Source organism: Sphingopyxis sp. JAI108 (genome assembly GCF_013410105.1).
GTDB lineage: Bacteria > Pseudomonadota > Alphaproteobacteria > Sphingomonadales > Sphingomonadaceae > Sphingopyxis > Sphingopyxis chilensis.
The window spans coordinates 722306-735816 of record NZ_JACCCJ010000001.1 but is presented as its reverse complement, the minus strand read 5'-3'; the positions used below and the strand labels follow the sequence as shown (position 1 = coordinate 735816).

Genomic DNA, 13511 nt, shown 5'->3' with positions numbered 1-13511 from the left:
CCGGCCGGCTGATCCGAGAGGAGAGCCGCCGACCGGAAGGGGAAATGCGCGTCAGAAAGTGACGGCGACGCCTGCCTTGACGCGGCGGCCGCCGAGATAGGTCGCGCCGCTGTAGAAACGCGGCGTGTCGCCGACGCCGCCGACCGAGCCGAGCAGATCGGGGCTGCTCGTGCCCTTCAGCAGATCCTCGCCCTCGACATAGAGGCGCAGCTTGCCGAAGCTCGGCTGCATCCAATATTCGAAGCGGAAGTCGAGCGTGCGGACGCCTTCGCGATAGACCGACAGGCCGCGCGGATAGAAATTGTCGAGCGTGCGCGACTGGAAACCATAAGCCAGCGTCGCGTCGATCCCATATTTGTTATAGGTCAGCGCGACCGTTCCCGAATGCTTGGGCTGGTTGTTGAACGGAATGCCCGAGAATTCATAGACCTCCTCGCCCGCGTCGGCATAAGGCCAATTGTAGATCTGCCAGCGCTTGCTCTTGGTGAAGGTATAATTGGCATAGATGCCGAGCCCCGCCAGCGCGCCGGGCAGGAAGTTGAAGCGCCGCTCGGCCTGCGCCTCGATCCCCCAGATCGTCGCCATCTTGTCGCTGTTCGACGGCGTCGATCCGGTGATGAAATAATCATCCGGGTTCGCCGGATCGAAATAGGGCGCACCCTGGAAATAGATATGGTCGGGCAGCGGCACTGCGGCGAGCTGCGCAGGCCCGTTCGTCGCATTGGCTTGCAGCAGATTCTTGATCCGCTTGTAGAATCCCGACAGCTTCAGCACCCCGATGTCCTGGTCATAATATTCGACGCTGAGGTCGAAATTGTGCGTTGTCGCGGGCTTGAGGTCGGGGTTGCCGGTGTTGATCGTCAGGATCGGCTTCAACCCCTCCGGCCCCGGAATCGGGATGTTGATGAAGCTGATCCGCGTCTGCGCAGAAAGCTGGCCGATCTGCGGCCGCGCGACCGACAGGAAATAACCGCCGCGAAAGATCAGATTGTCGCTTTGGCGATAATTGAACAGGATGCGCGGCAGCCAGTCGGTGGCCGTCGCCTTCTGGCTCGCGAGGCGGGTGAAGTCGTTCTGGAATTTGAGATCGACGCCGAACCCGCCGCCGTTCGACGGATCGATCGGCCCGATATAGGTCGGGAAAATCAGATTATCGGCTTCGAGCCGCGTGCGGTTGAAGCGCACCCCGCCAATGATTTCCAGCTTGCCGATGTCGAGGCGCGACTGGACATAGCCGGCGAGATTCTGTTCGAGCGTGCGTTCGCGGTTGATATCGTCGGGCAACACGATCGGTGTGAGCTGCAGCCCGCCGGCACCGCCGACATAGTCGTTCACATTGTCGACGAAATCTGTGAGCGATTCCTCGCTGATCACGACGAAGCGCGAGCCGGTGACGCCGATGCGCGACAGATCGTTGGGAACGAGCGTCAGCGGCAGCGCGCTGATCGGAACATTGCCGCCGAATTGCGAGCGCGCGAGGCGGCTCTGAAATTCGACGCGCTCGAACTGGACGCCCGCCTCGACATAGGTCAGCGGCCCCCAACCGGCGTTGAATTTCGCGCTATATTCGGCGGTGTAGCGATCATTCTTGCCGCGCGTGACGTCGATCTGGCCGCTCGCCGCATCGATCGTGAAATTGGAGGTATCGTTGACGAAATCCCATCCCGCCTCGGTCAACAGCGGAAGTTGCAGCCCCTTGCCGCCGCGTGGGCCGAAAGGCGTCACGATATAGCCGAGTGTCGGGTCGGTCGCCTGGGCCAGAAAATATTCGGCGCGCGCATCGGCCGCGGGCATACGAAGCTGTAGCCCGAAATTCGACGGATGGCGCTCGCTGCCACGCGCATAACCCAGCAGATATTCGAATTCGAACCGCCCCGTCTTGGTGCTGCCGCCAAGGCTGTAGGTGTCGGTGATGTTGCGGGCATTACGGTCGTAAACATAATTTTGCGTATGCTCGAGCGTCTCGTTGCCGGGCGTCAGATCGACCATCAGCGCGGTGCGATTGCCGCTGGTCGGCGTCGCGACATAATCGAGGTCGACGCCAAAGCTTTCGTTGAGCTGGACCGTCGTGCGGCGCGCCTCGCTGTGCTGATAGTCGAATTTCAGGTTGCTGTGGTCGCCGACCTTCCATTCCGCCGACAGCGTCGCGGCGACATTTTCGGTCTCGACATGGTTGAAGCTGGTGCCGAGGCTGAGCGGAAAGGCGCGCGTCGCATCGGGCAGGAACGGAAAGGTGGCAAGCGGATCGACCGCGTCATATTGTTCGAGCGTCGGATTGCCGTCGGCGTTGGGCGGCAGGAACTCGCCATAACGCAGATTATGGCCATAGCTGATCGAACGATTGCTCGACTTGCGATACTGCACCGACGCGCTGAGCCCGAAATTCTCCTCGGCGCCGAACTTGCCGGCGATCGTTCCCGACACCAGCACATCGTCGCTGAAACCCTTGCCGCTCTTGCCGCCTTCGATCAGCAGGTTGGCATAACGCCGCGGCCGGTTGAGTGGCGACAGCGTCTCGATCTCGACCAGCCCCCCGGTGCCCGCACTGTCCTGGCTCGGCAGCAGGCTCTTGCTGATCGTGATCTTGCTGACCGAATCGGCGAGCAGGTTCGACAGGTCGGGCGACCGGCCGACACCGTTGCCGACCGGCAGATTCAGGCCGTTGAGCTTGACCGCATTCATGTCGGGGTCGAGCCCGCGGATCATGATATTGGTGCCGTCACCGGTCAGCCCGTCGCGCTGGAAAGAGACGCCCGGCACGCGGCGTAGCGCTTCCGAAATCGTCGTACCGGTGAAATTGCCGAGATCGTCGACCGATACGACGTCGGAACTATTCTCGGCCGTGCGCTGGAGGTTTAGCGCGTTGGCGCGCGCGCTGCGCGAGCCATAGACGACGATCTCGCCCGCCGCGTTGCTCCCCTCGTCCATCCAGAATTCGGCGTTGGTCTGCTCGCCCCGGACGACCTCGACCCGCGTCGATTGCTCGATGAAGCCGAGGAAGGACACGGTGAGCGTGTAGGTGCCCGTGGGTACGCGCGCGAAACGAAAGTTGCCGAGGTCGTCGGCGGTCGCGACCTGACCCGTTTCCTCGACCCGCACGAGCGCGCCGGAAATATTGCGATTGCCGTCGGATTGGGCAACGCGGCCCGATATCGAACCCGCGCCTTCGGCCGCCGGGCGATCGGAGGGAGTGGAAGGCGCGCCGCCCGACGGGCGGGTCACGACATAGGAGCCGCCCGCGGTTTCCCGGAGGACCAGCCCCGACCCCTGAAGCAGCGCGCGATAGGCGCCGCCGGCGGTGAAGCGGCCGCGGAGCGACGGCGCCGTCTTGCCGCGCACCACCGAGCTCACGAAAACGATATTGGTTCCGGTTTTCGACGCGACATCGCGAAGCGAACGCGCGAGCGGCTGTTCCGACAGGTCGAGATCATATTCGGCCTGCGTCTGGGCCGCGGCGGTATTGGAGACGATGGCAATCGTAGCGGCGCAAGCCGCGAGCGTGGCTTTCGAAATCATCAATGGCCCCCTGATGGGCGGGGTGTTGCTTGCGACCCGCCTCATCCAAGCAGACGCGCGATTGCCGCAAAACCGACATCGCGATGAAATAAAATTTTTGCGCGATCCGCCGAGCGAAATATTGTTACGGATTTCATCGATTTAAGCGAAACGTTCATTCGCGAGGGGCAGCCCCTTGGCGTTCAAGGCTGATGCGGCCCGCATCGCGATCGACGTTGAGGCCATGGAGCGCGGCCACCGCATCGGCAAACTCCGCCGTATCGTTGGTTGCGAAGACCCCCGACACCGTCAGCGCGCCAAGCCGGGGATCGGCGATGTCGACCTGCGGTCCGCCATAGCGGTTAAGCTCGGCGACCGCCGCCGACAGCGGCGTGTCGTTGAACATCACCTGCCCGCGCCGCCACGCCGTCGCCGCCTCGGACGATACCGGCGTCACCATCGCGGCGGCGTCGACCGCGGCTGCGAAGCGTTCGCCGGGCGCCAGCAGCGTCGATTGAACGGGGCGGGCGCCGACCGGAGAGGAATAGGTGTCGACCCTGACCTTTCCGGAAATCAGCGTCACGGTGACGGCATTTCCCGTCTTCCTTACGATGAAGCTCGTGCCGATGGCGGTGACGCTCTTGTTCCCCGCCTTGACGACGAAGGGCCGCGCCGGATTGCGCGCGACCTCGAACATCGCCTCGCCGTCTTCCATGACCACATTGCGCGCCCGCTCCTCATAGCGGACGCTCAGGTGCGTATCGGTGTTGAGCGCAATCCGCGTGCCGTCCTCCAGCGTCGCCACCTTTTGCTCACCGACAGCCGTCGCATATCCGGTCGGCTGCCCCGTGAACCACCATCCCGACACCAGTGCCACGATGAGGAAAGACAGGGCGAGCGCCAGCGATCGGGCGCGCCCGCGCGTCATGCCGCGATTATCGGGCAGCGGCTCGGCGCCAATGTCGCGGCCGTCGCGCAGCGCAGCGGCGCCGGGCAGGATCGCCCAAAGGTCCATCGCCTTCTCGAACGCTCCGCGATGGCTGGCATCGGCATCGAGCCAGGCGCGCAGCCCCGCCTCGGTGGCCTCCGTCCGACCGGTCGATTCGAGACGCGCGAGCCAGGCCGCCGCTTCGGCCGCCGTCCGCTCGGATGGGCCCGGCCGGCTCACCATTGCTCCATCCACTTCATGAGCTGCAGTGTTGCACGCGCGACCTGCTTTTCGACCGCCGCGACGGACATATCTTCCGACCGGGCGATTTCGGCGAAGGGCAGGTTCTCAAGCCGGCGTTTCAGCAAGATACGCCGCGTTCGTTCGGGCAGTTGATCGAGGCCGCGGGCGGCATGCGCCAGACGCGCGCGCTCCTCGACAATCTGCTGCGGGTCGGGTGTGCCGTCGGCGATCGACTCGATATTGTCGTGCTCGGCAAAGGGCGACCGGCGCTTTTTGCGCGCGCGATCGATCGAAAGATTCACCGCCGCCGTCACCAGCAGGGCCTCCTTCGATTCCGCCCTATGGGCTTGTTCATATTGCTCGACCTTGACGAAAGCGTCGTGCACCAGTTCATCCGCGTCCTCTGCGGGAACGCCACGCCGCATCACCGCCCGCCGGGCTTTTGCCAACATATCAGCGAGGCTCGACATGGCGCTCCCGAATTACCTTCTCTTCCTTCAGACGAACGAGGTGGCATTTTCCGACATCGGTTGCAAAGCCGTTCCCGGCGACCCGCCCGCGACGTCTGGCCGGTTGCGGGTCGCAGCCCCTGGCCAGGAGCAGACCGAAGGAGGAACGCTCAGGATGAGTCGGTCGCGGCAGCGATCAATTCATTGGGAAAAGTGAGGGTGAAGGCACCGCCGCCTTCGGGATGATTGGCCGCGGCGATGCCGACGTTCAACGCGTCTGCAAATCCCTTTGCGATCGCGAGCCCCAGACCGCTGCCGCCGTGTCGGTCGCCGCCCTTGCCCTGCGCGAAGGTGTCGAAAATCGACCGTTCCGTTCCCGGCTCCAGCCCCGGCCCCCGATCACGGATCGTCAAGGTGACGGCATCGGGGGTTCGGCGTCCGATGATGCCGATGGGCCCGTCATTTCCGCCATGCTGGATCGCGTTGGCGAGGAGGTTGAGAAGGATATGATGGAGCAGCCGTTCGTCGACACGGACCAGCGGCAGGCCGGCGGGAACCTGGAAGTCGATATGATGCCCGCGCAGCGGGTCTTTGAGGTCGTGGACCACCGCCGCGACGACGTCGGTCAGGTCGACCGGGGTCAGGTCGAGACGGACGCCCCCCGCGTCAAGCCGCACCAGTTCGACAAGATTGTCGAGAAAGCGGCGCAGGCGCGACACTTCGGCCCGCGCGACGGGGAGCGCGGCGGCATCGGGATGCTCGCCCGCCAGCGCCTCGATCGCCGCGGTGACGCCCGTTAGCGGCGTTCGGAGGTCGTGGCCGATCGACGAGAGCAGCGCGGCACGCAATCGGTCGCGTTCTTCGAGGACCGAGAGGCTGCGCATTTCGTCCTCGAGATGCAGCCTTTCGTGCGCTAGCGCGGCTTGGCCGACCAGCGTCGACAGCAGCGCCGCCTGGCCCGGCGAAACGGGATCGCCGCCGTCCTCGCTCGCGACGCCGAGCACGGCGAGCACCCCGAGCCCGGTTTTCAGGGGATGGAACTGCCAGTCGGACGCGACGAGCGTGCTAGTACCGCGCCCCGCGGGCTCGCCGCTTGTCCACGCCCATTCGGCCGCCGCCTGATCGACGGGCGACATGGCCGCATCGGCCGGCCGCGCCACGAGCGGGCGGAGCAGGCCATCCCGATCGGCGAGGAGGACGCTGCGCACGCCAAGCAGGCGTGAGACTTCGTCGCAAGTGACCGCGGCGGTGGTTTCGCGGTCGGAGGCGCGCGCGAGAATCTGCGCGAAGGCCGCGAGCGACGCGTTTTCCTGCGCGCTGCGCACGCCGATCCGCGCCCGCGTCCTAAGGCGCCCGGCAAGATTGCTGGTCACCGCCGCGACCCCGGTGAGGAGCAGCATCGTGAGCACGCTCTGCGGGTCGGCGATGGTGAAGGTATGGCGCGGCTCGAGGAAGAAGAAGTTGAACGCCAGCGCCGCGACGATGCTGGCGAACAGCGCGGGGCGGAGCCCATAGAGCGTTGCCGCGATGATGACCGGAACCAGATAGAGCAGGTCGACCGCTCCGGTCCCGATCCAGCGCTCGCTGAGCTTTGCAGCCCCAGTCGTTGCGGCGATCAGCAGCAGCGCGGCGGCATAATGCCCCGGCCGCCCCCACCCGCGCGCCCATCCTTCGCGGCCGTGGCGGGCGGTTGCGGCTTCGGGCGACGGGATGACATGCACCGCCAGCCCGCTCGCCTCGCGGATCAGCGCCTCGACCACCGACCCGTGGCGCAGTTCGAACCACCAGCTGCGCTGCGAGCGACCGATGACGAGCTGCGTCGCGCGCAGCGCCTCGATCTGCCCGCGGAGCCCGGCGATGACGTTTTCGGACGGCACGGTTGCGATCGTCGCACCGAGGGTCGCGGCGAGCGCGAGCGAGGCGGCGATACGACGCCGCGCCTCGTCGCCGAATGTCTCGCTGCGCGGGGTTTCGATATGGACGACCGTCCACGGGGCATTGAGCCCGTCGGCGAGCCGCTTGGCGGTGCGGACCAGCGCGTCGGCGCCCGGCTGTTCGCTGATCGCGACGAGGATGCGCTCGCCCGCGGCATAGGTGCCGGCAAGCCCCGTCGCGTCGAGGTCGTGCAGCATCTGTCGATCGACGCTCAGCGCGGCGCGGCGCAGCGCCATTTCGCGCAGCGCCGACAGGTTTGGCTTCGAGAAGAAGTGGCCGAGCGCACGGCTCGCCTCCTGCGGCACATAAACCTTGCCGTCCTTCAGCCGCTCGATGAGTTCGTCGGGCGGCAGGTCGACGATCTTGATCTCGGCGCCCTCGAACACGCTGTCGGGCACCGTTTCACGCACGCGAACGCGCGTGAAGCTGGCGACCACGTCGTTGAGGCTTTCGACATGCTGGATGTTGAGCGTCGTATAGACGTCGATGCCGGCGGCGAGCAGTTCGTCGATATCCTGCCAGCGCTTGGGGTGGCGGCCGCCCTCGACATTGCTGTGCGCATATTCGTCGACGAGCGCGAGCGCGGGCCTGCGGCGCAGCACCGCGTCGAGATCCATTTCGCCGAGGCGGTGGCCGCGATAGTCGATCTCGCGCCGCGGGAGCACCTCCATGCCGTCCAGCAAGGCTTCGGTTTCGGCGCGGCCGTGCGTTTCGACGACGGCGACGACGACGTCGGCGCCCTCGCGCGCGAGCGCAGCGCCTTCGGTGAGCATTGCATAGGTTTTGCCGACGCCGGGCGCGGCGCCGAGGAAAATCTTGAGCCGGCCGCGTTCCTCCAGCTTCGCCTGACGCAGCAGCGCGTCGGGCGACGGTCTTTTGTCGGTGGGCGGGGCGGCGGGCGGCATCGCCGCTGCTTAGCCGAGCGTGCGACGCCGCGCCACGCCATAGCCTCCGACTTTATGGAAACTTTATGCGAACCGGAAAATTCGCCCGCGAAACTTTACGGCGAAGGGGCGTAGCCGGCGCCACATCCCAACCAGCCCGCAACCTTGGCGGGATTTCGCCGGAGACTCCTATGTCCGACCTTTTGTGGCTTGCCCTGCTCGGCGCGCTGTTCGCGCTGACGCTCGGCTATGCACGCCTGTGCGAGCGGGCGTGACGCCGATGACCACGCCGATGCTCCTCGCCGGCCTCACCGCCGCCGCCCTGCTCGCCTATCTGCTCGTCGCGCTGCTGCGCCCCGAGCGGTTCTGACGGGAGAAACGCCATGACCTATTCCGGCTGGGCACTGATCCTGCTCTTCGTCACCCTCACCGCCGCGCTCGCCAAGCCGATGGGGCAATGGCTGTTCGCGCTCTATGAAGGGCGCTCGACGCCGCTCCACCGCCTGCTCGGTCCAGTCGAGCGCGGCTTCTATCGCCTCGCGGGGATCGACCCCGAGGAGGAACAGGGCTGGCGGCGCTACGCGCTCCACATGCTGCTCTTCAACCTCGCGCTGCTGCTCTTCACCTATGCGGTGCTCCGCCTCCAGGGCGTGCTCCCAGGCAATCCGCAGGAATATGGCGCAATCGCCGCCGACGGCGCGTTCAACACCGCGGTCAGCTTTACCACCAACACCAACTGGCAATGGTATTCGGGCGAGGCGGCGCTGTCGAACCTGTCGCAAATGCTGGGCCTCACCATCCAGAATTTCCTCTCCGCGGCGACCGGCATCGCGATCGCCTTCGCGCTGTTCCGCGGTTTTGCGCGGCGCGAGACGAAGACGATCGGCAATTTCTGGGCCGATACGACGCGCGTCACTCTTTATCTCCTGCTCCCCATCTGCATCGTCTATGCGATCTTCCTCATCGCCAGCGGCGTTCCGCAGACGCTCGCCGGGTCGGTCGATGCGACGACGCTCGAAGGGGTCCGGCAGACGATCGCGCTCGGCCCCGTCGCGAGCCAGGAAGCGATCAAGATGCTCGGCACCAACGGCGGCGGCTTCTTCAACGCCAACAGCGCGCATCCGTTCGAGAACCCCACCGCGCTCACCAATTTCGTCCAGATGCTGTCGATCTTTTCGATCGGCGTCGGGCTGACCTGGTGCTTCGGCAAGGCCGTCGGGGACACGCGCCAAGGCTGGGCGATCCTCGCCGCGATGGGCATATTGTTCGTCGCCGGCGTCTCGGTCGCCTATTGGCAGGAAGCCGCGGGCAATCCTGTCCTCCACCAGCTCGGCGCCCTCGGCGGCAATATGGAGGGCAAGGAGGTGCGCTTCGGCATCGCCGCCTCGGCGCTGTTCGCCACGGTCACCACCGCCGCCTCGTGCGGCGCGGTCAACGCGATGCATGACAGCTTCACCGCTCTGGGCGGGCTCGTCCCGCTGTTCAACATCCAGCTTGGCGAGGTCGTCGTCGGCGGGGTCGGCGCGGGCATCTATGGCTTCCTGCTCTTCGCGATCCTCGCGGTGTTCGTCGCGGGCCTCATGGTCGGGCGGACCCCCGAATATGTCGGCAAGAAGATCGAGGCGCGCGAGGTCAAGCTCGCGGTGCTCGCGATCGCGGTGCTGCCGCTCGTCATCCTCGGCTTCACTGCCCTGGCCAGCGTGATGCCCGCCGGTCTGGCGGGGCCGCTCAACAAGGGCCCGCACGGCTTTTCGGAAATCCTCTACGGATTCAGTTCGGCCGCCGGCAACAATGGCTCGGCCTTCGCGGGGCTGAGCGCGGGCACCCCCTTCTACAACGGCCTGCTCGGTATCGCGATGTGGCTCGGGCGCTTCTTCGTGATCGTTCCCGCGCTCGCCATCGCCGGCAGCCTCGCCGCCAAGCGCCATGTCCCGGCGTCGAGCGGCTCGTTCCCCACCACCGGGGGCCTGTGGATCGGCCTGCTCGTCGGGATCATCCTGATCCTCGGCGGCCTCACCTTCCTTCCCAGCCTCGCGCTTGGCCCGATCGCCGATCATCTCGCGGTGACCGGCGGCCAGCTCTTCTGACGGATCACGATCATGACCGCACCAACCTCGATGTTCAGCGCCGCGCTCCTCGTCCCCGCGATGCGCGACGCGGTGAAGAAGCTCAAACCCCGCGACCTCGCGCGCAATCCGGTGATGTTCGTCACCGCGACCGTCGCGGCGTTGCTCACCCTGCTCCTCCTCCTCGGCGAGCCCGGCCTGTCGACGGGGTTCCAGGTCCAGCTCGTCCTGTGGCTCTGGCTCACGGTGCTCTTCGGCACCTTCGCCGAGGCGCTGGCCGAAGGGCGCGGGCGGGCGCAGGCAGCGTCGCTGCGCGCCACCAAGGCCGAACTCAAGGCCAAGCTGATGCTCGGCGTCGGCGACACTTACGAGATCGTCCCCGCCAGCCAGATCGAAAAGGACGAGATCGTCCTCGTCGAAACCGGCGACCTGATCCCCGCCGACGGCGAGGTGATCGAGGGGGTAGCCTCGGTCAACGAGGCCGCGATCACCGGCGAAAGCGCGCCGGTGATCCGCGAGGCGGGCGGCGACCGATCGGCGGTGACCGCGGGCACGCGCGTCATTTCGGACCGCATCAAGGTGCGCGTCACCGCTGAACCCGGCCAGGGCTTCCTCGATCGCATGATCGCGCTCGTCGAGGGCGCCGAACGCCGCAAGACCCCGAACGAGATCGCACTCACCATCCTTCTCGTCGGGCTGACGATCATCTTCCTCATCGCCGTATCGACCATCCCCGCCTTCGCTTCCTATGCGGGCGGCGCGATCCCCATCGCTTTGCTCGCCGCATTGCTCATCACGCTGATCCCGACCACCATCGCGGCGCTGCTGTCGGCGATCGGCATCGCGGGCATGGACCGGCTCGTGCGCTTCAACGTGCTCGCCAAGTCGGGCCGCGCGGTCGAGGCGGCGGGCGACGTCGATGTGCTGCTGCTCGACAAGACCGGCACGATCACCATCGGCGACCGCCAGGCGAGCGAATTCCGCGCGCTCTCGGGCATCGAGATCGACGCGCTCGCCGAAGCGGCGCTGCTCGCGAGCCTCGCCGACGAAACCCCCGAGGGGCGCTCGATCGTGGCTCTCGCGCGCGAACGCTATGCGATCCGCGTCGCGGCGCTCCCCGCCGGGTCGGACGTCATCCCGTTCACGGCGCAGACGCGGCTGTCGGGCGTCACCGTCGCCGGCGTGACGATCCACAAGGGCGCGGTCGATTCGGTGCTGAAGGCGCATCCGCAGGACGAAAGCGCGCCCGCGGTGCAGGAACTACGCCGCATCACCGACGAGATCGCGCGCGCCGGGGGCACCCCGCTCGCGGTGATCCGCGGCGGCCGGCTGCTCGGCGCCATCCACCTCAAGGACATCGTCAAGGCCGGGGTGCGCGAACGGTTCGGCGAGCTTCGCAAGATGGGCATCCGCACGGTGATGATCACCGGCGACAACCCGCTCACCGCCGCCGCGATCGCCGCCGAGGCCGGGGTCGATGATTTTCTCGCCGAAGCGACTCCCGAGGACAAGCTCGCCCTGATCCGCCGCGAACAGGGTGAAGGCCGCCTCGTCGCGATGTGCGGCGACGGCACCAACGACGCGCCTGCGCTCGCGCAGGCCGATGTCGGCGTGGCGATGAACACGGGGACGCAGGCGGCGCGCGAGGCGGGCAATATGGTCGACCTCGACAGCGACCCGACGAAACTGATCGAGGTTGTCGGGCTCGGCAAGCAGCTCCTGATGACGCGCGGCGCGCTTACCACTTTTTCGGTCGCCAACGACGTCGCCAAATATTTCGCGATCATCCCGGCGATCTTCGTCGTCCTCTATCCCGGGCTCGGCGTGCTCAACGTCATGGGGCTCGCGACGCCCGAAAGCGCGGTACTGTCGGCGATCATCTTCAACGCGCTGATCATCCCCTGCCTCGTCCCGCTCGCGCTCAAGGGCGTGCGCTACAGGCCGATGCCCGCGGGACCGCTGCTCGCGCGCAACCTGTCGGTCTATGGCCTCGGCGGGCTCGTCGCGCCCTTCGTGGGCATCAAGCTGATCGACCTCGCCGTCTCCTCCCTCCACCTCGCTTAAGGACAAGCCCATGCTTTCCGACCTCAAATCCGCCGTCCGCCCCGCGCTGGTGCTGACCCTGCTCTTCGCGCTGCTGCTCGGCATCGCCTATCCGCTCGCGCTCACCGGCGTCGGTCAGGCGCTGTTCCCGGCGCAGGCGAACGGCAGCCTCATCCGCGACGAGGGCCGCGTCGTCGGCTCGGAACTGATCGGCCAGAAATTCGCGAGCGCCGCCTATTTCCACGGCCGTCCCTCGGCAGCCGGCGCCGACGGCTATGACGCCAGCGCCTCGTCGGGCTCGAACCTCGGTCCCGCCAGCCAGGCGCTCGCCGACCGCGTCGCCGCCGACGTCGCCACCCTTTCCCAAACGGCACCGGGCCGCCCTGTCCCGCCCGACCTGGTGACGACCTCCGCCTCGGGGCTGGACCCCCACATCAGCCCCGAGGCGGCTTTTTCGCAGGTCGGCCGGGTCGCCGCGGCGCGCGGGGTGCCCGAAGCGGCCGTCCGCGACCGCGTCGAACAGGCGATCGAGAAACCGCTGCTCGGCGTCCTCGGCGAACCGCGCGTCAACGTCCTGCTGCTCAATCGCGCGCTCGACGGCGGGCTTCGGCAGCCGTAAGACGCTGGCGTGTCACCGGCCGCCAAAATCCTGATCGTCGAGGACGATGCGCATATCCGCCGCCTGCTGAAGGCGACACTGCAGCGCGCCGGCCACGAAGCGGTCGAGGCGGCCGATGCGCGGCAGGCACTCGCGCTGCTCGACATCGAACACCCCGACGTCGTGCTGCTCGACCTGGGCTTGCCCGATCGCGACGGGCTCGAACTGATCGAACCGATGCGGCTTCGCTCCGCCGCGACGCTGATCGTGGTTTCGGCACGCGAAGACAGCGCGGAAAAGGTCGCAGCGCTCGACCTCGGCGCCGACGATTACGTCACCAAGCCCTTCGATACCGAAGAGCTGCTCGCGCGCATTCGAACCGCGCTGCGTCACCAGCGCACCGGGACCGCAGACGAAGCGTCGGCTATCATCGACGCCGGATCCGTGCGCATCGATCTCGAGTACCGCCGGGTTCTGCGCGATGGGGCGGAAATCCATCTGACACCCAAGGAATATGCCGTCCTTGCCGAGCTTGCACGTCGTCCGGACCGCGTGCTGAGCCATTCGCAGCTGTTGAAATCGGTTTGGGGGCCGGCCCAAACCGATCGCGTCGAATATCTTCGGATCGCGATACGCGGTTTACGCCAAAAGCTGGAAGCCGACCCTTCACAACCCAGGCTGATCATCAACGAACTTGCGGTGGGCTACCGCCTTCGGACTTGAAGCCCGGCATGGGAATGGCGCGCCCGGCAGGATTCGAACCTGCGACCACCCGCTTAGAAGGCGGGTGCTCTATCCAGCTGAGCTACGGGCGCGCGGCACGGCTGTGCGTCGCGGCGAATAGCGCGGTTTGCGCCCGCCGCAAAGCGG

At 66.6% G+C, this 13511-nt stretch carries 9 protein-coding genes and 1 tRNA gene; 5 read left to right on the top strand and 5 right to left on the bottom strand.

Annotated features, from left to right (window positions below; translation table 11 throughout):
- Positions 1 to 51: 51 nt before the first annotated feature.
- The 4 genes from HDC29_RS03460 to HDC29_RS03445 all read right to left on the bottom strand — a co-directional run bounded on the left by HDC29_RS03460 (position 52) and on the right by HDC29_RS03445 (position 7955).
- Positions 52 to 3516: a TonB-dependent receptor gene (locus HDC29_RS03460; protein WP_179494403.1), complete on the bottom strand. Its 3465-nt coding sequence runs from the start codon at positions 3514 to 3516 to the stop codon at positions 52 to 54.
- A gap of 154 nt (positions 3517 to 3670) precedes the next feature.
- Positions 3671 to 4666, bottom strand: a complete 996-nt coding sequence (locus HDC29_RS03455; protein WP_179494401.1) for a FecR family protein — start codon at positions 4664 to 4666, stop codon at positions 3671 to 3673.
- Entirely contained in the window at positions 4660 to 5136 is a 477-nt protein-coding gene (locus HDC29_RS03450) for an RNA polymerase sigma factor (RefSeq protein ID WP_179494399.1), read from the bottom strand. Before HDC29_RS03450 ends, HDC29_RS03455 begins: the two co-directional genes overlap by 7 nt.
- A 149-nt stretch (positions 5137 to 5285) precedes the next feature.
- Entirely contained in the window at positions 5286 to 7955 is a 2670-nt protein-coding gene (locus tag HDC29_RS03445) for a sensor histidine kinase KdpD (RefSeq protein ID WP_179494397.1), read from the bottom strand.
- A gap of 259 nt (positions 7956 to 8214) precedes the next feature.
- Between HDC29_RS03445 and kdpF the strand changes: the two genes are divergently transcribed.
- From kdpF to HDC29_RS03420, 5 genes are read left to right on the top strand one after another with little or no spacing between them, the layout of a single operon-like run.
- Complete coding sequence (gene kdpF / locus HDC29_RS03440; protein ID WP_179494395.1) at positions 8215 to 8304, top strand: K(+)-transporting ATPase subunit F; 90 nt, start codon at positions 8215 to 8217, stop codon at positions 8302 to 8304.
- A gap of 13 nt (positions 8305 to 8317) precedes the next feature.
- Positions 8318 to 10021, top strand: a complete 1704-nt coding sequence (gene kdpA, locus HDC29_RS03435) for a potassium-transporting ATPase subunit KdpA (RefSeq protein WP_179494393.1) — start codon at positions 8318 to 8320, stop codon at positions 10019 to 10021.
- Between the two features lie 12 nt (positions 10022 to 10033).
- Complete coding sequence (gene kdpB, locus HDC29_RS03430; RefSeq protein ID WP_179494390.1) at positions 10034 to 12064, top strand: potassium-transporting ATPase subunit KdpB; 2031 nt, start codon at positions 10034 to 10036, stop codon at positions 12062 to 12064.
- Positions 12065 to 12074: 10 nt separating this feature from the next.
- Positions 12075 to 12662, top strand: coding sequence for a potassium-transporting ATPase subunit KdpC (kdpC, locus tag HDC29_RS03425; RefSeq protein WP_179494388.1), 588 nt, complete (start codon positions 12075 to 12077; stop codon positions 12660 to 12662).
- A gap of 9 nt (positions 12663 to 12671) precedes the next feature.
- Complete coding sequence (locus HDC29_RS03420) at positions 12672 to 13364, top strand: response regulator (RefSeq protein ID WP_179494386.1); 693 nt, start codon at positions 12672 to 12674, stop codon at positions 13362 to 13364.
- A gap of 15 nt (positions 13365 to 13379) precedes the next feature.
- On the opposite strand, the gene HDC29_RS03415 is transcribed toward HDC29_RS03420, so the two are convergent.
- Positions 13380 to 13456: transfer RNA gene (locus HDC29_RS03415), tRNA-Arg, on the bottom strand.
- Positions 13457 to 13511: the final 55 nt, after the last annotated feature.